Annotated in this window: 18 protein-coding genes; 11 read left to right on the top strand and 7 right to left on the bottom strand. The window is 61.4% G+C overall.

Annotated features, from left to right (window positions below):
* The first annotated feature begins 1 nt into the window (after position 1).
* The 8 genes from R3E82_12790 to R3E82_12755 are packed head-to-tail and all read left to right on the top strand — an operon-like array spanning position 2 to position 8,455.
* Positions 2-1,870 (top strand): hypothetical protein, encoded by a 1,869-nt coding sequence (locus R3E82_12790; protein MEZ5551762.1) that lies wholly within the window; start codon positions 2-4, stop codon positions 1,868-1,870.
* A complete protein-coding gene (locus R3E82_12785) occupies positions 1,867-4,653 on the top strand; it encodes a tetratricopeptide repeat protein (protein MEZ5551761.1) in 2,787 nt (928 codons plus the stop codon). Before R3E82_12790 ends, R3E82_12785 begins: the two co-directional genes overlap by 4 nt.
* On the top strand, positions 4,634-5,341 hold the full coding sequence (locus tag R3E82_12780) for a tetratricopeptide repeat protein (protein MEZ5551760.1): 708 nt from the start codon (positions 4,634-4,636) through the stop codon (positions 5,339-5,341). Before R3E82_12785 ends, R3E82_12780 begins: the two co-directional genes overlap by 20 nt.
* Positions 5,338-5,670: a hypothetical protein gene (locus R3E82_12775; protein MEZ5551759.1), complete on the top strand. Its 333-nt coding sequence runs from the start codon at positions 5,338-5,340 to the stop codon at positions 5,668-5,670. The genes R3E82_12780 and R3E82_12775 overlap by 4 nt, the downstream gene beginning before the upstream one ends.
* 3 nt (positions 5,671-5,673) lie before the next feature.
* A complete protein-coding gene (locus R3E82_12770) occupies positions 5,674-6,366 on the top strand; it encodes a MotA/TolQ/ExbB proton channel family protein (protein ID MEZ5551758.1) in 693 nt (230 codons plus the stop codon).
* 60 nt (positions 6,367-6,426) lie between these two features.
* Positions 6,427-6,954, top strand: coding sequence for a biopolymer transporter ExbD (locus tag R3E82_12765; GenBank protein ID MEZ5551757.1), 528 nt, complete (start codon positions 6,427-6,429; stop codon positions 6,952-6,954).
* Entirely contained in the window at positions 6,951-7,517 is a 567-nt protein-coding gene (locus R3E82_12760) for a biopolymer transporter ExbD (protein ID MEZ5551756.1), read from the top strand. Before R3E82_12765 ends, R3E82_12760 begins: the two co-directional genes overlap by 4 nt.
* Positions 7,518-7,522: 5 nt before the next feature.
* Positions 7,523-8,455, top strand: coding sequence for an AgmX/PglI C-terminal domain-containing protein (locus R3E82_12755; GenBank protein MEZ5551755.1), 933 nt, complete (start codon positions 7,523-7,525; stop codon positions 8,453-8,455).
* Positions 8,456-8,482: 27 nt separating this feature from the next.
* On the opposite strand, the gene R3E82_12750 is transcribed toward R3E82_12755, so the two are convergent.
* On the bottom strand, positions 8,483-8,833 hold the full coding sequence (locus R3E82_12750; protein ID MEZ5551754.1) for a DUF6491 family protein: 351 nt from the start codon (positions 8,831-8,833) through the stop codon (positions 8,483-8,485).
* Between the two features lie 242 nt (positions 8,834-9,075).
* Here R3E82_12750 and R3E82_12745 point away from each other — a divergent pair, with 242 nt between their 5' ends.
* Positions 9,076-9,939 (top strand): DUF1932 domain-containing protein, encoded by an 864-nt coding sequence (locus tag R3E82_12745; protein ID MEZ5551753.1) that lies wholly within the window; start codon positions 9,076-9,078, stop codon positions 9,937-9,939.
* 48 nt (positions 9,940-9,987) lie between these two features.
* Here R3E82_12745 and R3E82_12740 read toward each other — a convergent pair whose 3' ends face one another.
* Together R3E82_12740 and R3E82_12735 are read right to left on the bottom strand one after the other, a co-directional pair.
* On the bottom strand, positions 9,988-11,538 hold the full coding sequence (locus R3E82_12740; protein ID MEZ5551752.1) for a carboxyl transferase domain-containing protein: 1,551 nt from the start codon (positions 11,536-11,538) through the stop codon (positions 9,988-9,990).
* A gap of 18 nt (positions 11,539-11,556) precedes the next feature.
* The gene (locus R3E82_12735; protein MEZ5551751.1) at positions 11,557-11,853 is read right to left on the bottom strand and encodes a hypothetical protein; all 297 of its coding nucleotides are present in this window, start codon (positions 11,851-11,853) and stop codon (positions 11,557-11,559) included.
* Between the two features lie 360 nt (positions 11,854-12,213).
* Here R3E82_12735 and R3E82_12730 point away from each other — a divergent pair, with 360 nt between their 5' ends.
* Positions 12,214-13,062, top strand: a complete 849-nt coding sequence (locus R3E82_12730; protein ID MEZ5551750.1) for an aspartyl/asparaginyl beta-hydroxylase domain-containing protein — start codon at positions 12,214-12,216, stop codon at positions 13,060-13,062.
* A 7-nt stretch (positions 13,063-13,069) separates the two neighbouring features.
* Positions 13,070-13,786 carry a hypothetical protein gene (locus R3E82_12725; GenBank protein MEZ5551749.1) on the top strand — a complete coding sequence of 239 codons (717 nt, stop codon included), beginning with the start codon at positions 13,070-13,072 and terminating at the stop codon, positions 13,784-13,786.
* Between the two features lie 39 nt (positions 13,787-13,825).
* On the opposite strand, the gene lon is transcribed toward R3E82_12725, so the two are convergent.
* From lon to R3E82_12705, 4 genes are all read right to left on the bottom strand, one after another.
* Complete coding sequence (gene lon / locus R3E82_12720; GenBank protein ID MEZ5551748.1) at positions 13,826-16,177, bottom strand: endopeptidase La; 2,352 nt, start codon at positions 16,175-16,177, stop codon at positions 13,826-13,828.
* Between the two features lie 100 nt (positions 16,178-16,277).
* Positions 16,278-17,342 carry an acyl-CoA dehydrogenase family protein gene (locus R3E82_12715; GenBank protein ID MEZ5551747.1) on the bottom strand — a complete coding sequence of 355 codons (1,065 nt, stop codon included), beginning with the start codon at positions 17,340-17,342 and terminating at the stop codon, positions 16,278-16,280.
* 22 nt (positions 17,343-17,364) lie between these two features.
* Positions 17,365-18,558, bottom strand: a complete 1,194-nt coding sequence (locus R3E82_12710) for an acyl-CoA dehydrogenase family protein (GenBank protein MEZ5551746.1) — start codon at positions 18,556-18,558, stop codon at positions 17,365-17,367.
* Positions 18,559-18,590: 32 nt separating this feature from the next.
* The gene (locus tag R3E82_12705; protein MEZ5551745.1) at positions 18,591-19,598 is read right to left on the bottom strand and encodes a hydroxyacid dehydrogenase; all 1,008 of its coding nucleotides are present in this window, start codon (positions 19,596-19,598) and stop codon (positions 18,591-18,593) included.
* Between the last annotated feature and the right edge of the window lie 34 nt (positions 19,599-19,632).

Below are 19,632 nucleotides of genomic sequence, written 5' to 3'. Positions count from 1 at the left end.
CATGAAAGCGTTCCTGTGCGAGCTGATCTTAAGCTGTGTGCTGGCTGCTCCCGGTGCCAAGCCGGTTGAGGAGCTCACCTACGGCACACTGTTGTACAGCTACTACCAGGATGACTACGCCCAGGCGCTGCTCGAAGCTGAAGTTGCGAAGGCCCAGGGGAGGCGCGGGACGGATCCGGTTCGATTTGATCTCGCTACCGGCAGTTTCGCTTTCAGCGAAGGCATGTACGGTATGGCCCGGGACACCTTCGAGTCTGTGGCGGCTTCGGAGCTGACCGAACTCGATCGGATGCGACTGGCCTTTCATCTCGCGCGCGAATACCACCGCCGCGGCGACTGGAATGCACTCGCGCTGGAACTGGACAAGATTGATCTCGGTAAGTCCTGGCGTGGCCGGGAAAAAATTCATCCGGAAGTTGAATTCATGCGTGCTGAACTGGCCGTGCAGCGCGGTCAGCTGGCCCTCGCGGAAAGCGCGCTGGAAAAGCTCGAGTCCGATGATCCGCTGAAAGCCTATGGCCTGTTCAATCTCGGTGTTGCTTACCGAGCGGGCGGCGATCTGGACAGCGCCAATCGCACTTTCGTGCGGGTGGCGGAGGGGGAACCCCGGGATGCGGAATCCCTCGACCTGATTCAGAGGGCGAAGCTGGCGCAGGCCTATGTAGCCAGGCAACAGCATGCCGCCGCAGATGCGGAAACCGTGCTCGGCGGGTTGCCCGGCCAGGGTCGCTACCGGGACATCGCCCTGGCCTCTTACGGCGGGCTGGCGATGGAGAATCAGGACTATGCGCTGGCCGCGAGAATCTGGCTCACCCTCCAGAATCAGGATTACTGGACTTCCAGTACAGCCCAGGCCCGGATCGGATTTCCGCTCAGCCTCGAACGGCTCGCGTCCCAGGACCAGGCCCTGGCCCAGTATCGAAGTGCCGAGCAGGATTTTGAGAATCGACTGGCGGTAATTGGAGGATTGCGTCGACAGGCGCAGGACCCGGTCTGGGTACAGAGTCTGCTGCAGGTGTTCTCGGCCCCGGAGCGGGATGAGTCTCAGATGTCGGCGCTGGTTGATCGCTGGCAGTCGGAGCTCGGCCACACCGACTGGCTGGAGTGGCTGGCCACCGAAGACACACACAAAGTACTGCTTGAATGGCGCGAACTGCTGGAGATGCAGAACTGGCTCGACGAGCTGCCGGCAGATCTGGCCGCCTATGAGTCACTCGCGGCAGAACGCCGCCGGCGTTCTGCCGCGGCGAGAGAACTGCTTCATGACAACGAGCTTCTGCACCAGAAGGACGTGCTCGCAGCACAGATCGAGGCGCAATCCCGGCAGTACCAGGTTCTGACACTCGCAACAGCCGAGCGCACGCCCGAGTGGATGCGCGGCTTCGCTGACGCGACTGAGCGCGGGCGAATCGATCAGCTCGAGAATATGCGGGAGCTCATACGTAAAGGGATGAGTGCACGGGAATCGACCCGCTGGTTGCAGCGCATCGATCGACTCGAAGGCATTCTCTACTGGGAGCTGGTGGAGCAGCGCGAGGTGCGTCTGCGGGATCTGCGCAAACAGCTCACGGAGAACGAGCAGCTGCTCGCCGCTGTGAATGAACGTATCGACAGGGTGCAGAGCGCGGAAGCGGAATTCGCCGCCGGTGTGGAAACCGATTTTCTGATGTTCGCCGATCGTGCCCGGGAACTGCGTCGGGATGTGGATCGCGCGCGCAATGCCCGGGAAATCGCGCTGGCCGATCAGCTTCATCAGGGGCTGGCGAAGGAACAGGAACGCCTTGAGCGGTACCTGCTCATCACCCGTATCGGGATCGCCCGGGCTACCGACCAGCTCGCGCTGGCTGCGGACCTCGGAGGTGTCGAATGAGCCTTCGAATCATTCTGCTCGGCCTGATCGTGCTGCTCGGCGGTTGCAGCTGGATGCCGTTCTCTGGCGGGAACGATACCTTTGTCGATCGCTCACCGCGTCTGTCGGAAGTGGTCGCCGACCTGCCCGAGCTGGACCTCAGGCGTCAGGCAGCCGCCCGGCCGAGCCGCGAAGAGGTTGTCGCCGCCTATGAGCGCGTATACGGCCTCCTCGCGGATCGCAGAGAGAATCATGCGGTCGGCAAGCGTCTCGCTGACCTGAAAATGAGCCTCGGCGAAGACCTGGACATTGCCGGTGCCGAAGCGCCTTACGCGGGAGCGGTCTCCCTGTACGAATCTCTGCTGGAAAACTCGGAAGGCGAAGGTAAGGACGAAATTCTCTATCAGCTGGCCCGGGCGAGTGATGTCACCGGAGACACCGCCGCAGCCGTGTCCTATCTCGATCGCCTGATCGCCGGCTACCCGGACAGCCGCTACATTGTCGAAGCCCGGTTCCGCCGGGCGGAGATCGCTTTTTCCGAAAACCGTTACCAGGAGGCCGAGGGTGATTACGGTTTCGTGGTGAGCCTCGGTGATACCACAGCCTACTGGCGGAATTCGGTCTACATGCGCGGCTGGTCCCAGTTCAAGCTCGGTGATCTCGAAGCCGGACTCACGAGCTTCTTCCAGGTGATCGATTCGGTGCTGACCGATCCCGATGCCGGAACACTGCCAACGACCGAGCAGGAACTGCTCAGCGACAGCATGCGGGTGGTGACGCTGACACTCGGCTACCTGGAGGGTGCAGCATCTCTGGCCGCGCACATGAACGATCTGGATCGACCGCACTGGCAGTATCTGGTTTACGAAGCGCTGGCCAGCGACTACCTCGACAAGGAACGCTATCTCGACAGCGTGGCCACCTGGCAGATGTTCGTTGATGAAAATGGCCTCGACGCCCGGGCACCGAGCGCCCACATCGGCATGATCGAGACCCTGATCAAGGCAGATTTCCCGAGCGAGATCCATCCGAAGAAGGTTGAGTTTGTGAACCGCTATGGCGTGTTCAGCCAGTTCTGGGCTGTGCACGATGCTGCCGTTCGGGACGGCTATCTGGACAAACTTCATGAATATCTGGGGGAACTGTCCAAGCAGGCTCACGCGGAGGCGCAGAGCAGCGGAAAGCGTGACGACTATCTGCTGGCTGCAGAATGGTACGAACAGATGGTCGCGACCTTCCCCCTCGATCCTGCCACCGCCGAGTACCACTTTCTGCTCGGTGAGGTGTACACGGAAGCGGAAGAACACGGTCGCGCAGTGGCGGCCTTCCAGCGGGTGGTTCACGAGTTCATCGACTATCAGCGCGCGGACGAAGCGGGCTATGCGGCGATTCTCGGTCTGAGCAGGCTCGCCGAGAGTGCGCCGGTTGAAGAACAGGAGCTCTGGCAGCGCCTGAAGATCGATGCCCAGATCGAATTTGCGCTGCTGTTTTCAGCAGACGAACGGGCTGCCGCCGTGCAGGGTGCGGCCGCGGACAGCCTGTTTGCGCTGGGTGAATTCGCCCAGGCCGTCGAGCTTGCCCAGAATCTGCTCAATACCTGGCCGGAGGCGGAGCCCGCGCTGCGGGAATCCGCGCTGCTGATTGCCGGCCACGGCCGCTTCGAACTCGGCGATTTCGTCGGTGCAGAGAATGCCTATCAGCGATTGCTTGCCATGAATCTCGATGCAGCAGAGCGTTCGGACGTACAGCAGCGACTGCTTGCCACGGTCTATAAACAGGGTGAGGCCAGCGAAGCCGCCGGAGAAACCGACGCCGCTGTCGCCCATTACCTGCGTCTGCAGGAAATCGATCCGACGGCTGAGCTCGCCGTGCAGGGCCAGTTTGATGCGGTGGCTGTGATTGAAAGTACCGGCGACCTGACCGGTGCTGCCGTATTGCTCACGGATTTCCGGCAGCGCTATCCGGACCACGAACTCGGTAACGGCATCGACGCCCGCCTCGCGGCGATGTACGAACAGACGGGCGATGTAGCCGGAGCCGCAGCCGAATATGTGAACCTCTCGGTCAGCGCCGACGATGTGGAGGTGCGGCGGCAGAGTCTGTACCGGGCAGCCGAACTCTATCTGCAGCTGGATGATGCCAACACGGCCCTCGTCCACTTCCGGGACTACGCAAACACCTATCCGCAGCCTGCCGATCTGCGTCTGGAAGCCATCCATCATCTGGACCTGCTGTATCAGCGCTTCGACGACGGCGCCAGTCGCCGCTTCTGGCTGGCGAAGAAGATCGAGCTGTATACGGACATGGGGCGCGCTCCGACCGAACGGGCCACCTATCTGGCCGCGGAAGCGCAGCTGGTGTTTGCCGAAGACGAACGCGCGCAGTTTGACCTCGTCCGCATCACACATCCGCTGCAGAAGAGCCTCAAGCGCAAACAGCAGGCATTGAAGAAGACCGTCGCCGCCTTCGAAGCGGTTGCGGACTACCAGGTGGCCGAGTTCGCAACCGCCTCCACATTCCAGATTGCCGACCTCTACTCCGAGCTTTCCAGGGCCATCATGAACTCGGACAGACCCGGCGGACTCTCGGAGCTGGAGCTGGAACAGTACGAGATTCTGCTGGAGGAGCAGGCGTTTCCCTTCGAGGAACAGGCCATCACGCTGCACGAGATCAACATGCGTCGCAGCTGGGATGGTGTCTACGACGACTGGGTGAAGAAAAGTTTTGATGAACTGCGACGGCTGATGCCGGCACGGTTCGACAAGCAGGAAGTCGAGGTGGCTTATGTCGAAACGATTTACTGATCATTGGTTTTCCGGTGCCGGCATGCGTACCGCCATCCGCTTCGGATGGCTGCTGGCACTGGCCGGTTGTGTCTCGCTGGAAAGCAGCCAGACGTCCACTGTGTCATCGGAGCACGCGCGCCCGAGTGACCAGCAGGTGGATATGGCTGTCAACAGCGAGATCACTCCTTTCAGCGCGGCGGATGCGCCGGATGCGCCACCACCGCCTGAGGTCCGCAAGGCCAATCAGCAGATCTTCGATCAGGCCGTGGCGGCGATGCGGGCGGGCAGGCTCAGGGAAGCGGAAGTCCTGTTTCTCGAGATCACTGCGGATCAGCCTGAGCTGGCGGGCCCCTGGATCAATCTGGGGCAGATCTATACCCGGACCGAACAGGTTGAGGCAGCCCGGCAGGCCTTTGAACGGGCGGTCAGTTCCAATCCCTGGAACTGTGCTGCACACAATCAGCTTGGTGTGCTGTCGCGCCAGCACGGCGATTTCGGCGCGGCCGAGCACCATTACCTTGCCTGCCTGAAGAGGGTCCCGGACTTTCAGGATGCCTATCTCAATCTCGGCATCCTTTATGAACTCTACCTGGGTCGACTCGACGATGCGCTCAACTACTACCGCTACTACCAGGCTCTGCTCGATGAACCGGACCCCCGGGTGCAGGGGTGGGTGCTCGATCTGCAGCGGAGGCTCGGCGTATGAGCAAAAAACAGAATCTGATTTTCTGCGGACTCGCCCTGGTGACCGCACTGGGAGCGCAAAGTGTCCGTGCAGCGGAGCCTGCATCGTCCGGGAGCGCCCCGGCAGCACCGCAGGGAGTCATCCGTCTTGACGAAACCGTGATCTCCGGCAACCAAGAACTGCCGAAAGTTCTGTATATCTTGCCCTGGCGTGAACCCGGTGGGTTGCCGGATATAGAGCTTGAGTCGGATTTCACGGAGATGGACGTGTTTCGAAGGCTCTATCCCCCCGCTTACCGGCGGGAACTGTCGTACTACAAGTCGTTGGAAGCAACGAAGTCGGAGGAGTAAAAAATGGATTTCTACACAACCGTGGTGAGTTTCTTCCAGCAGGGCGGACCTTTCATGTATCCCATCGCCATAGTGCTCGGGGTCGGACTGGCCATCGCACTGGAGCGATACTTCTACCTGATTCACCAGACCCACGTGAATCGCCGGGACTACGAGAAGATACTGCCGCTGCTGAAAGCCAAAAGGCAGCGTGAAATCGCGGAGGTGACCCGGGTATCGAAATCGGCCATGGCGCGGATCATTGCCGACGGCATGAATCGGCGCACCAGTTCCCGCCGCCGCTCGGACATCGAATACGCGATGGAAGAAGGGCTGCTCGAAATTCTGCCGAACATCGAACGCCGCACCCCGTATCTCGCGACATTCGCAAACATTGCGACACTGCTCGGACTGCTGGGCACCATCATCGGTCTGATCGCAGCATTCACCGCGGTGGCCAACGCGGATCCGGCTGAGAAAGCGACACTGCTTTCCCAGAGTATATCCATCGCAATGAACACGACCGCCTTCGGCCTGATGGTGGCCATCCCGCTGCTGCTGGTGCACTCGGTGCTGCAGAGCAAGACCAGCGCCATCGTCGAAAGCCTGGAAATCGCGGTGGTGAAATTTCTGAACCTGATGGATGGCGAAACCGCCGGAGCTGTCGCAACTGCCGCAGCGGCTGCAGCGCCTGCTGCCAGGGCCGGCAAAGCCTGAGGCAGCTGTCGACCGGTTCCTTACACCCGCCATCAGTAAAAGAAAACGGAGCGCCATCGCATGGATCGCGTAAAACACCGGAAATACAAACACCAGGAAGCCGCGGACCTGGATGTCACGCCGTTCATGAACCTGATGATCGTGCTGGTGCCCGTGCTGCTGCTCTCCATGGTGTTTACCCACACCACGGTAATAGACCTGAATTTCCCGACGGGTGAGGGTTCCGCCGAATCGTTCGATCCGGAGGCCGTGCACCTGGAAGTGGTCGTAAAAGGTGAGACCCTGGTTGTCGCCGATGGTCGGGGTGGTGTGATCAGAACGATTCCCAAGGTCGAGGGTGTCTACGATTTTGCCCAGCTCACCCTGGTGATGCAGGAGCTCAAGCGGCGGATGCCGGAGAAGCAGGACATCACCGTGCTGCTGGCTCAGGAAACCGACTACCAGACCCTGGTCACGATCATGGACCGGGTGCGCTCCTATCCCACCGTGCAGAACCTCGAGGTGGTGCACGCGGAACTGTTCCCGGTGATTTCGCTCGGTGACGCACCTCCGCTGGAAAAACAGCTGCAGGTGGGGAGCGCATCGTGAGCAAGATCCGCCATCAGCAGCGGCGCACGTCGCAGAAAAAGCACGGACGCGCGGCGAGCCTGAACCTGGTGTCCCTCATGGACATCTTCACGATCCTGGTGTTCTTCCTGATGGTGAACTCATCGGAAGTGGAAGTGCTGCAGACCAGCTCCAAGATCAAGCTGCCGGACTCGACTTCTGAACAGCGTCCGGAAAACAAGCTGGTGATCTCGATCAGTGAAGACGATCTGGTGCTCCAGGGCAGACCCGTAGCCAGCGTATCCGCGATCAGTGACCCGTCTGTCACCGTGATTGCTGGTCTGAAAACCGAGCTCGAATATCAGGCGTCCCGGAAGACCGTGATGCCGGAAGGCGGGTTCGAGGTCACCATCATGGGTGATCGGGAACTGCCTTACTGGCTGCTCAAGAAGGTGATGCTCACCTGCCAGACCACCGACTTTGCACGCATTTCGCTGGCAGTGAACAAGATCGAAGGTGCCGCACCCGCTCCTGTGGATGGCGCGGCGATGCCGGAAACGGCGGCACTTGAAGCCGTACCCGTAACCATCGGAGGTGCCTCGTGACCACCATGGTGTATCGACCCGAATTCACCCTGCCCTGGGATCTGGGCCGGGAAGACATCCGCAAGTTCCGGCGCTGGCTGCTGATGATGCTGCTGGCCATAGGCGTCGGCGGTGCTCTGATCCCCTTTCTGCCGGTACCGGAGGTGAATCGTGAGGAGCTCGAAGAGCTGCCGCCGCAACTCGCGCGGATTCTTCTCGAAAAGAAGGAGCCCGTGATTCCGCCCCCGCCGCCCCCGCCGAAAGTGGAAGAAAAACCCCAGGAAGTGAAGCCGGAGCCTGAGAAAATTCCTGAGCCCAGGGTGGAAACCACAGCGAAACCGGAACCCACAGTTGCCGATGCCCGTGAGAAAGCGGCTCTGTCGGGTCTGCTGCAGTTCAAGGACGCCTTCGCCGACATGCGCGATGCGGTGGACATGAACAAACTGAAGGATACCGGTGCTATTCAGCAGGGTGCGGGTACCGCGGCCAGTATCGACCGGTCCCTGCTCACCTCGAAACATGGCACGCGCAGTGCTGGTGTGAACGTTTCAGAGTTGTCCCGGGACACGGGCGGAATCGCGCTGGCCGGTCGTCAGACCACCAAGGTTGAGGTGCCGGAAGGCAGCAAAGGCGAGGGCGGTGTGAAGAAGCCGCGTGAACTCGATGCGCGGCAGCGCAGTATCGAAGAAATCCGTCGTGTGTTCGACAGTAACAAGGGCGCCATATTTGCGATCTACAATCGCGCTCTGCGTACCGACCCGACGCTGCAGGGTCAGGTGGTGCTGGAACTGGTGATCGATGCGACCGGCCAGGTGGTCGAGTGCCGCGTGGTGGATTCGGAAATCACCGACGAAGCCATGGTCGCCAAGATCATCAGTCGTATCCGCCTCTTCGACTTCGGCAAAAGGGATGTGGGCACCACCAGGATCAACTATCCGGTGCACTTCCTCCCCACCTGATCATCGGGAACATCTTCTGTTCTCTGCTCAGTTGGTGATCGGGTAGGACTCCCGGTCCTCCAGACGCCAGATGCGGTCGATGGGACACTTCAGGCCGTCTGCACGGATGGTATCGAAACCCGCCCAGATGGTGTTGTTGGACATCGACACCGAGACATTCTGTGCCCAGGAGAGACCATGGCACTGGTGTTTGAGGGTGAGCAGATAGCTGTTCTGGGTGTCGTTGACCAGTACCCGCTGACCATCCAGAAAGGTCCAGTCGACGATGCGGTCTGCCTGAGGAATGCTCTGTACCGGTTCGCCCGGTGACTCGGGAGAGATGGCCCAGCTACCTGTTGCGGCAAGCAGCAGAAGGGCGACCAGAAAGGAATTCTTCACGTCAAACTCTCCTGTATCTGATTCTGGATGCGTGGAGTGAGGTTAGTGCCCGCATTGTGAACGCAATGTGAACGTCGCGCACCTGTCTGTTACAGAAAGTAACAAATTTGCTGTGTACCCTTCATGACGTTCCCGAGTCGCCATCCGCATTGCCATAGCCGCTGCTACCCGGCACAGTTGCCAGGCGCATCAAGCTGAAATCCAGGACGGCCAATGCAAAACAGAAGGTACGGAGGCAGGTCATGAGGCTCGGTCTGCTGCATCCCGGGGCCATGGGTGTGACTGTTGGCGCCGCCGCTCAGGCGGCGGGTCACGAAGTGTTGTGGTTATCGACAGGCCGCAGTGCACAGACCTGCGCGCGGGCCGAAAAGGCCGGCCTTCAGGTCTGTACCGATCTGCCCACCCTGGTGGGGTCGGTGGCAGGGATGCTGTCCGTGTGCCCCCCGGAAGCGGCGCTCTCGGTCGCGGGCGAGGTGATGGCAGCGGGCTTCACAGGCATCTACCTGGATGCCAATGCGGTGGCACCCGCCACCAGTCGAAGAATTCAGAGCCTGGTGGAATCAGCACCGGGCCCTGCCGGCGGCGCCGTCTATGTCGACGGCGGCCTCATCGGGCCGCCCGCGCTGCAACCCGGCACGACCCGGTTGTATCTGTCCGGCGCAGCGGCAGCCGAGGTCAGTGCCTGGTTTACCGGCAGCGCGCTGGATGCGCGCCTGGTCGAGGGTCCGGCTGGTTCGGCCTCGGCCCTGAAGATGTGTTATGCCGCCTATACCAAGGGCGCCAGTGCCCTGCTGCTGGGCGTACGCGCACTTGCCGAAGCGGAAGGGGTCTCGGCCGCGCTGCTGTCCGAGTGGGCCCTGTCCCAGCCTGATCTGGGCAGACGTTCGGAAGCCACTGCCCGGGGCACAGCACCAAAAGCCTGGCGCTTCGTCGCCGAGATGGAGGAGATCGCCAGGAGCTTCGAAGACAGACGGCTGCCCGGTGGTTTCCACCATGCTGCAGCACAGATTTACAGCCTGATGAGTGAACTCAAGGACAGGGATGCAGTGACCCTGGCGGTGGTGCTGGAGGCTCTGTCCCGCGGCGCTGACGACGTCCGAGGCTGAGGCTTCGGTGTCCGAGGCTGAGGCCTCGGCGTCCGGAGCTGAATCGCCTCAGGGTCTGAACCAGAACCGGGGGGCTTCTGCCCTCGAACCCTTGCGGGCCAGCTTGGCCCAGCGGCACAGCAACCCTCGGGTGTCCCGCGGGTCGATGATCTCTTCGATTTCAAAGTACTCCGCGGTGCGGAAGGGCGAGCGCACCTGGTTGAGGCGCGCCTTGATCCGGGCCAGATGAGCGTCCCGGTCGTCACTCGCCTCCAGTTCGGCCTTGTAGGCGACTTCGATGCCCCCCTCAATGGGCAGTGAACCCCAGTCACCCGAGGGCCAGGCTACCCGGATGTGGTGACTGCCGGGTTTGTGATTCGCCCCGCCGGCGACACCAAAGGCCTTGCGCACCACAACGCAGCAGAAAGGGACATTCGACTGACCCAGTGCGGCCAGCGCCTGGGAACCGAAGCGGATGGTTGCGTTTTCCTCGGACTGCTTGCCGATCAGAAAGCCGGGGCAGTCTTCGAGGTGAATCAGCGGCAGGTGGAAGGTCGAGGCGAGGTCGATGAGCCGGATGAGTTTGCGGCAGGCGTCCGCGGTCCAGGCGCCGCCGTAGACCATGGGATTTTCGGCGAACAGCGCCACCGGAATACCATCGAGACGACCGAGTCCGGTAATGATCGATTTCCCCCAGTTCCGGCCGATTTCGAAGAACGAATCCTGGTCGAGCACGGCATCGATGATCCGATGCATGCTGTAAACCTTGCGCGGGTCCCGGGGCACGATGTCGATAAGGGCGGCTTCGCGGCGATCGGCCGGATCTTCGCAGGTCTGTACAGGGGGCAGTTCGTCACTCGAACTCGGCAGATAGGACAGGAAACGCGTCGCCCGCTCGAAAGCTTCCGCCTCGCTCAGCACCTCGTCGTCGATGGCACCGTTGCGGGTGTGGATCCGGGAAGCGCCGAGTTCTTCCTTGCTGACATCGCCCAGACTCGCCCAGTCCACCAGCGCAGGACCCGCGATCATCATCTGAGCGCTGTCCTTCACGATGACTGAGTAGTGGCTGGTGGAGACGCGCGCGGCACCGATACCGGCAACCGAGCCCAGCGCCAGTGAAACCGACGGGGCCACACCGAGATGGCGCACCACGGTTTCCCAGCCCCGCAGTTCGGGGATATAGGTGCGACCGGCGCGTTCTATGGTTTTGACAGAGCCGCCACCGCCCATGCCATCGACCAGGCGGATGTGGGGCAGGCGTAGCTCCAGGGCGAGACCTTCGGCCTGGGTCCGTTTGCCGGAAATCGACGCATCGGCGGAACCGCCGCGCACGGTGAAGTCGTCACCCGAAAGGATCACCGGGCGGCCGTCGATTTCGGCGGTACCGAAGACGAAGTTCGAAGGGGTGAAAGCGGTCAGATTGCCGTCGGCGTCGTATTCGCCGACACCGGCCAGCATGCCGATTTCATGAAAAGAACCGGCGTCCGCGATGGCGTCGATCCGTTCCCGGATCGTCTGTTTGTTGAAGTGGTGCTGGCGGGCGACCTTTTCAGGACCGCCCATCGCAAGCGCCAGCTCCTGGCGCCTGCGCAGCTCGCCGATTTCCTCTTCCCAGCTCATGCGCCCGGGAAGAGTCGATCAGGCACGGGTTCCGGTGAAACTGGCGTTGCCGAAGGCGCCCAGTTTGACGTTGCCGTTGATGTTGTCGCCTTCGACCTTGGCACTGAATTCCAGTGTCATGGCCATCGGTGAGGTGATGCTCGCCTTCCAGCTGACGTTGTCGCCGTCGACCTTGCCATCCTGCAGCTCGAGCTCGCCCTGGGGGCCGCTCAGTTTGCCGGTCAGGGTCGAGCCGCTGCTGGCCAGCGTCAGGGTGCCCTTCTGGGCGCCCATGGGGGTGTTCATCGTGGTGTTCCAGGTACCGTCTGCGCTCACTGTATGGTCTCCCTTTCGTTGCGCGATCTTCTCCCTGCGGAGTTCGCGATTCTGTTTCAAATGTTCCCGACGGCGGGAGCCGCGGGGGGTGGGAAGTATGCCTAATCGGCAATGCAACGTCATCCGCGCGCCACCCGCACCCACAGGGATGTGTTCACGCTGTCTCGCCACCAGGGGGGCTGGAGAGCGTGTCAGACTCAACGGAAGTCTGGAGACCGGGTCGGACCTTGATGGGGCGCCGGTGAGCCGGCTTCATTGCAGGTGTGCAAGGGGTGGCCTAAGATTTCCGCCGGCCGCGGGTGACCGCGCGAACAGTCACGCGCGAAAACCCGCAGGCGCAAATCCAGAGGAATGGTAGGTATGACGGGTCTGGTGGTGCTGGGAGTCATTCTGCTCGCGATCGCGGCGGCCGGGCTGCTGTTCTGGCAGCGGGTGCGCACGATGACTGCCAAAGAGAAAAAGGCGCTGGTAAAAACCACGCTGAACAGTGTGTTCGTCTGGTGCGAAAACAGGGGACTGCTGCGACGCACGCCGGCTTTCGATCATGACTACCTGCAGTCTTACCCGGGCATGAAAATCTTCGAAGATCACTACGAAGACATACGTGAGGAGTGCATGACCCTGTTGGGTATGCGCGACAAGCTCGTGGACATTTCTGCCATGGGCGGCGCCTATACGCAGGCAGGCATCCACACAATCAAGTGGAAAACGGTAATGTTCAAAGCAGGAGATTTTGTCGAAGAAAACTGCGCCCGGTGTCCGAAGACTGCAGCGCTGCTGCGGCAGCGGCCGGAGGTGTTCACTGCGTTTTTTTCCGTACTGGAAGGCAATCAGTACATCACCCCGCATTGGGGCTACTACAAAGGCTTTGTGCGCTATCACCTCGGGGTAGTGATTCCGGAGAACAATTCCCATCAGTTGTGCTGGCTGCGGGTCAATGGCGACAGAGAAGACAACGCCCGGCGGGATACCAGCCTGATCGAGCGGGGAGAGGTCTATCACTGGAAAAACGGCAGGGGCATCGTGTTCAACGACAATTATCTGCACGACGCGGCAAATCATTGCGATGAGCCGAGAGCGGTGATGTGGCTCGATGTGCGGCGGAAAATGCCCTGGTATCTCGACCTCTATAACCGCATCTGTCTGGGTCTCATGCGCCGGGATGAGTCGATCAAGAAAATTCAGCGCAACGCGGTCATCGCGGCCTAGGGAGCCCTTGACCGACTCCTCACCCCAGATCGGTATCCTCAATGAGGGCCCGCTCCATGAAGCGCTCAAAGCACTTTATGTGGAGGAGCAGATGGCGCGCACGTCTGCTGCGGATACTGAGGTTCCCGTTGGCAACTATGTCGCCGATGTGCGCGCCGGTGACGATGTCATCTACGAAATTCAGACGGGTGGCTTCGGGCCGCTGAAGCGAAAACTCACCAGTCTGCTGCAGGCGCATCGGGTGGTCCTCGTTTACCCCGTCGCCCAGGTGCGTTATATCCTGAAAATCTCCGAAGACCCTGACACCGAGCCGAACCGGCGCCGGTCGCCGAAACGGGGTTCAATTGCCAACGTGGTGGAAGCGCTGGTGAGTATTCCCGCACTGCTCAACCATCCGAACTTCGAACTCGAAGTGGTGATGATCTCCGAAGAAGAGGTCCGGGTATTCGACCCCGGCCGGGTTCGCAGACGCAATGGCTGGCGGGTGGTGAATCGCAGGCTGGTCGAAGTGCTCGAACGTCACAGATTCCGCAGCGGGGAAGATCTGCTGCGCCTGGCGCCTGGTGTCCTGCCCGATGTATTCACTACCGCGGATCTGGCCACGGCGATGGATCGGCCGCGCTGGCTGGCGCAGAAGCTGGCATTCTGTCTGCGGGAGAGTCAGGTCGTGGAGATCTGCGGCAAGGCGGGGAATGCCCTGTGTTACCGGCGTACCGGCGGATGAGATCATCACGCCCTGTGTCGATGGCCGGGAATCCCGGCATCAGTTGAAGGTGGCTGCAAACACCTCGGAAAGACTTTCCACCAGAGTAATATCGAGCTCTGCCCGCACGGCGGCCGGGAGCTTCACCAGCTCTGCCGCGCTGTCCTTCGGCATGATGATCCGTCGCATGCCGGCCCGATGAGCAGCAAGCAGTTTTTCTTTGATACCGCCCACGGGCAGCACGAGGCCGGACAGGGTGAGTTCACCCGTCATCGCCAGATCGGGGGGGACGGGTTTGCCGGTGTAGGCCGAATAAAGGGCAGTGGCAATGGTGATGCCGGCCGAGGGGCCGTCCTTCGGCACCGCACCCGCGGGCACGTGGACATGGACACCTGTGCTTTCGATTTTTTCCCGATTCAGACCCAGTTCGTCCGCCACCGACCAGAGATGGCTGCGGGCGGCCCGTGCGGATTCCTGCATGACCTGGCCGAGATGTCCGGTCAGCGTGATTTTTTCATCCTTCTGGGTGAGGCTCGCTTCGACGTAGAGCACGTCGCCGCCGGATTCGGTCCAGGCCAGACCGGCAGCGACCCCCGGGGTCAGTGAGCTGCGCCCCTGTTCGGATTTGAATTTCTCCGGTCCGAGCAGTTCATCGAGACTGTCGACATCGATTGGATCCTCCATCACACCGATTTCCGCACCGGTGTCTGCAGCATCCACCACCTGCCGGGCCCTCTTGCGGGCAATGCGGCCGATCACCCGCTCGAGCTCCCGCACCCCGGCTTCCCGCGTATAGCGGCGGATGGTGCGTGTCAGGGCGGCGTCCGTGATATTCAGCTGCTCCGCTTCGAGACCGGCTTCGTCCCGGCGCCGGGGAATCAGGTACTGGCGTGCGATGGCCTGTTTTTCAAAATCACTGTACCCGGAGAGTTCGAGAACCTCCATGCGATCGAGCAGTGGTCGCGGAATGCCTTCCAGCGTATTGGCTGTGGTGATGAACAGCACATTCGACAGATCGAAGGGCAGATTCAGATAATTATCCCGGAACTCCCGATTCTGAGCAGGATCGAGAATCTCCATCAGTGCGGCTGCCGGATCGCCGCGGAAGTCCCGGCCCAGCTTGTCGATCTCATCGAGCATGAGGATCGGGTTGATTACCGCAGTGCGGCGGATGGCCTGGAGGATGCGTCCCGGCATCGCGCCGATGTAGGTGCGGCGGTGTCCGCGCAGCTCGGCTTCGTCGTGCAGTCCGCCGAGGCTCAGGCGTTCGAATTTGCGGCCCATGGCCCGGGCGATCGACTGACCGAGGGACGTCTTACCTACGCCGGGTGGTCCGACAAAACACAGGATCGGCGCTTTGGCATCCGGATTGAGCTGCATGACCGCCAGCGACTCGAGGATGCGCTCTTTTACATCCTCGAGACCGTAGTGGTCCTCGTCGAGCACTTTTCGTGCATGAGCCAGGTCGAGGCGGTCTTCGGTCCGGCTGTGCCACGGCAGTTCCGCAACGAGTTCCAGATAGGAGCGCGACACCTGATAGTCGGAGGCATTGGCCGACATGCGCTTCAGACGGGTCAGTTCCCGGTCGACCTCTTTACGTACCGCGTCGGGCAGCTCAGCCGCATCGAGCTGTGCCTTGAGTTCGGCGATGTCCTCGTCATCATCACCTTCTCCCAGAGCACTCTCGATGGCGCGCTTCTGCTGTCGCAGCATGTGTTCGCGCTGCTGGGCTTCAATGTCGTCTCTGGCCTGCTCGGCGATCTGGCGGCGCAGCTCGGTGACCTGCAGTTCATGGCGGAGGATGTCGTGGAGCACGTTGAGCAGAGTCATGGTGTCCGAAGCATCCAGTACCTGCTGCTGCTTCTCGATCGGCAGATTGGCAAGAGACGCGATGCGGTACATCTGGGTGATCGGGTTGGCGATGGCGCCGATGAGCTGCTGATAGATCTGCGCGCCATTTTCCTGATCCAGCTGCAGTGCGATTTTCTGTGCCAGCTGAAGATTCTCCCGCAGCACCGCATCTGCGGCCGGTGGCTGGTCAGAAGCCGGGTCGAACTGGATTTCAGGGAGTTCGGTAAAGGCGGCAGACAGATAGTCCGGATTGCGACCGTCCTCTCCCAGGCGCACCCGTCGCACGCCCTGCACGATCACCTGGGCACCGTTTTCCTGCTTTTCGATGCGGTTGATCCTGACGATGGTGCCGATGGCATGCAGATCTTCGAAGCCAGGGTCTTCGACACCGCTGACCCGCTGGGCGACGGCGATGAACTCCCGGTGGTGTTCGGTGGCCGCTGCCAGGGCCGCCAGGGAGCGCAGGCGACCGACAGCCAGGTGCTGGACGATCTGCGGGAACACCACGACGTTTTTCAACGGCAGTATCGGATAGATCTGTGTTGCGTCGGAGTCCTTCAAGTTCTGATTCCCACTGCTGTCCCTGTTTGACGTCTTGCCTTCACCTTAATTCACTGCTCTCGATTCACCGCACTTTCAATCATCTGCGCCCGGGCCCCGGTCAGGCCACCAGCTGCTGCGCCCGTGCTGCTTCCTCGCGTACCAGCTCCGGGGCGCCGAGCAGCTGCCGGTTCCAGCCGATGCGCTTGAACCAGTAGTGCAGGCCGAGCAGATCGGTGAAGCCCATGCCGCCGTGAACCTCTGTCGCCGTACGGGCGACAAAGGTGCCGACTTCCGCGAGGTGTGCCTTGGCGTGGCACGCCATCAGCGTGGCCTCTTCCGGCACCTGGTCCTGGCTGTGTGCTGCGTACCAGACCAGGGCGCGGCAGGGTTCGAGGCTTGCTGCCATTTCCGCGCACATGTGCTTCACCGCCTGGAAGGAGCCGATCGGGCGATTGAACTGCTCCCTCTGTTTTGCGTACTCCACTGCCTGATCGAGCATGTTCTGGGCGGCACCCAGGGTATCGGCAGCGAGCATCACACGACCGGAATTCAGCACCTGCTGAAAAACGGCAGGGTCTTCAGTGAGCTTAAGTGCGGGCGTCTTTGCGAATTTCAACTCTGTTGTGGGTCGTGTCCGGTCGATGGTGGTGAGCGCACGCTGGGTTAATCCCTGAGCATCTGCATCCACAAGAAACAGACTGCGACTCTGGTCCGCAACCAGGTAGTGACTGGCGCCGGAATCGATCACGAACAGCGCAGTGCCGCTGAGGCAGCCGTCCTGACTGATCACCCCCGCACCCGCCCGGGCAGCAATGGCCTCACCGAACGCGATGCCGACGGTGGCGCTTCCACTCACCAGCTGACTCAGCAGATCCTCCGGATTGCTGCCCGACAGTCGCAGGGCGAGAGGCGCCATCACAGCGGAGCCCAGAAAGGGTGAGGGCGCGGTATGACTGCCGAGGGCTTCCGCGACCAGTGCGGCATCGAGGCAGCTGAGTCCGAGACCGCCTGCCGCTTCATCCACCAGGATGCCGGGCACCCCGAGTTCGACCAGCCCGGGCCAGACATCCTGTTCCGGGTTTTCGACGAACCGGCGTACTGCGTCGAGACTGCTGGCGTCATTCAGGTACCGGTTGACCGTATCCTGGAGTTGCGTCTGCTCTTCCGAAAGTCCGAATTCCATAAATGCTGTTCCTTATTCTGCTTTAACCGGCCTTCGCAATCTTAGGTTCGCGAGGCAGTCCCAGACCCCGTTCGCTGATGATGTTCTTCTGAATCTGGGAAGTACCGCCGCCGATGATCAGGCCGAGGAAGTACATGTACTGGGATTGCCAGCTGCCATGGTCACGCAGATGCGGATTGTCACCGTAGGCCAGACCGATTTCGCCCATTGCATCGATCGCCAGCTGTTCCAGTTCGTGGCGCAGCTCCGTGCCCTGAAGCTTCGAGATCATTCGGGCGAGTCCGGTATCCGTGTTGCCGTTCACCTTGGATGACAGTACCCGCAGGTCGTTGCAGCGCAGCGCCATCACCCGACCCTGGATGCTCATGAGACGGTCCCGGTAAACCGGATTGTTCAGCACCGGTTCGCCGTTGATGGTTTCCTGCTTCATGAGATCGATCAGGCTGTTGAGCCGGCTCAAGGTAACGTCCGGATTGGCGAGGGAATCCCGCTCGTGTCCCAGGATGGCGTTGGCCACCTGCCAGCCCTGACCACGCGCACCGACGATCTGATCTTTCGGCACCCGCACATCGGTGAAAAAGGTCTCGTTGAAATTGGCAACACCGGTCATGTCCACCAGGGGACGGATTTCTATGCCCGGGGTATCCATGCGGAACAGCAGAAACGAGATGCCCTGGTGTTTGGGCGCATCCGGTTCGGTGCGTACCAGGCAGAATATCCAGTCGGCAATGTGCGCGGTGCTGGTCCAGATCTTCTGACCGTTGACCACCCACTCGTCGCCATCGAGTACGGCGGAAGTGCGCAGACTGGCCAGATCGCTGCCCGCCCCGGGCTCCGAGTAGCCCTGGCACCAGATCATTTCACCGCGCAGGGTGGGGGGAATGAAGGTGCGTTTCTGGGCTTCGCTGCCGACTTCGAGCAGGGTCGGCACCAGCATGGAGATGCCCTGTCCGCCGAGGCCCTGACTGACCTTGGCCTTCGCGAATTCCTCGCCGATGATGCGTGATTTCAGAATGTCCGGTTCGGCACCGTAGCCACCATATTCTTTGGGGATGGTCCGGGCCGTGTAACCTCTCTCGATGAGCAGCTTCTGCCAGTCGAGGCTCGCCCTGGCGCGCTGACCCTCACCCCGGGGGGCGCGGTCGGCGTGGGTGCGCAGGAATTCCTGAACTTCGTGGCGGAAGGCCTCGTACTCCGGCCCGTAGGAAAGGTCCATCTGCTGTCTCCGCTTGGTATGTGAGCGGGATTCTACGCGAGTCGCACCAGGTGTTCGCGTCGGACCAGGTGCTTCAGGGCGACCCCCCGGGTGAATCGTTCCACTTCGGCGACCAGGTAATCGGCCAGGCGCTGGGTCTCGGCGCCGAGGGAGCCGGCGATATGGGGGGTGAGGAAGACGTTGGGGAGTCGATAGAGGGGTGAGTCCGAAGGCAGGATGTCCGGTTCGGTGGTGTCGAGTATGGCGAACAGGCGACCTTTCAGCAGCTCCTGCTCCAGCGCCCGGGGCTCGATGATTGCCCCCCGCGCGGTATTGATCAGAGTGGCGCCGTCGCGCATCAGCGAAAGCTCCCGTGCGCCGATCTGATGCAGGGTGTCTTTGTTCAGCGGCGCATGCAGGCTGACCACGTCCGCAGTCGCGAGCAGTTCCGAGAGTCCGACTTTGGTCGCGCCCAGATCCCGGACCGCCAGCGGTGTGAAATAGGGATCGCAGACGAGAATGCGCATATCGAAACGGCGCAGGTGCTCGATCACCAGGCGGCCGACATGGGAGGCGCCGACGATGCCGACGGTTTTGCGGTAATTGCCCACATCCGGTGCTTCCCGGGTCCAGGGTGCGCGGTTTTCGTGTTCGGTGGTGTAGATACGGTTGAGCTGGAAGACTTTCTTGTTGGCAAACAGGATCGCCGCAAGGGTGTATTCCGCGACCGGTACGGCGTTGGCGGCCACTGCGTTGGTCACCAGGATGCCGCGACGCCAGACGACGTCGTCGAGGAAACCCTTCACACTGCCGGCCATGTGTGCGATCAGTTTCAGCCGCGGCATGCGATCGATGATTTCCTGGTCGATGCGCTGGCAGCCCCAGCTGGTGACGAGCACTTCGATGCTGGAAAGCTGAGTGCCAATTTCGTCGACACTGCGAAAAGGCACATCGTTCACCAGGCGCGTTGCTGCACTGAGACGCTGAATATGGTCCGCTCTCATGAGCTCGTCGCAGACGACGGGATGCATCACGAGTGCTGTTGTGTAAGCTTTGGCCATGGCGGAGAGATTACCCCATAATCCGGCGCCGCAT

Source organism: Pseudomonadales bacterium (genome assembly GCA_041395945.1).
In the GTDB taxonomy this organism is placed as follows: domain Bacteria; phylum Pseudomonadota; class Gammaproteobacteria; order Pseudomonadales; family Azotimanducaceae; genus SZUA-309.
This window is presented reverse-complemented; position numbering and strand designations above follow the sequence as displayed.

What these genes read in the sequence shown, in the direction of transcription:
- R3E82_12790 (MEZ5551762.1), top strand. Translation starts at nt 2, where the DNA reads ATGAAAGCGTTCCTGTGCGAGCTGATCTTAAGCTGTGTGCTGGCTGCT.
- R3E82_12785 (MEZ5551761.1), top strand. Translation starts at nt 1,867, where the DNA reads ATGAGCCTTCGAATCATTCTGCTCGGCCTGATCGTGCTGCTCGGCGGT.
- R3E82_12780 (MEZ5551760.1), top strand. Translation starts at nt 4,634, where the DNA reads ATGTCGAAACGATTTACTGATCATTGGTTTTCCGGTGCCGGCATGCGT.
- R3E82_12775 (MEZ5551759.1), top strand. Translation starts at nt 5,338, where the DNA reads ATGAGCAAAAAACAGAATCTGATTTTCTGCGGACTCGCCCTGGTGACC.
- R3E82_12770 (MEZ5551758.1), top strand. Translation starts at nt 5,674, where the DNA reads ATGGATTTCTACACAACCGTGGTGAGTTTCTTCCAGCAGGGCGGACCT.
- R3E82_12765 (MEZ5551757.1), top strand. Translation starts at nt 6,427, where the DNA reads ATGGATCGCGTAAAACACCGGAAATACAAACACCAGGAAGCCGCGGAC.
- R3E82_12755 (MEZ5551755.1), top strand. Translation starts at nt 7,523, where the DNA reads ATGGTGTATCGACCCGAATTCACCCTGCCCTGGGATCTGGGCCGGGAA.
- R3E82_12745 (MEZ5551753.1), top strand. Translation starts at nt 9,076, where the DNA reads ATGAGGCTCGGTCTGCTGCATCCCGGGGCCATGGGTGTGACTGTTGGC.
- R3E82_12740 (MEZ5551752.1), bottom strand. Translation starts at nt 11,538, where the DNA reads ATGAGCTGGGAAGAGGAAATCGGCGAGCTGCGCAGGCGCCAGGAGCTG.
- R3E82_12730 (MEZ5551750.1), top strand. Translation starts at nt 12,214, where the DNA reads ATGACGGGTCTGGTGGTGCTGGGAGTCATTCTGCTCGCGATCGCGGCG.
- R3E82_12715 (MEZ5551747.1), bottom strand. Translation starts at nt 17,342, where the DNA reads ATGGAATTCGGACTTTCGGAAGAGCAGACGCAACTCCAGGATACGGTC.
- R3E82_12710 (MEZ5551746.1), bottom strand. Translation starts at nt 18,558, where the DNA reads ATGGACCTTTCCTACGGGCCGGAGTACGAGGCCTTCCGCCACGAAGTT.
- R3E82_12705 (MEZ5551745.1), bottom strand. Translation starts at nt 19,598, where the DNA reads ATGGCCAAAGCTTACACAACAGCACTCGTGATGCATCCCGTCGTCTGC.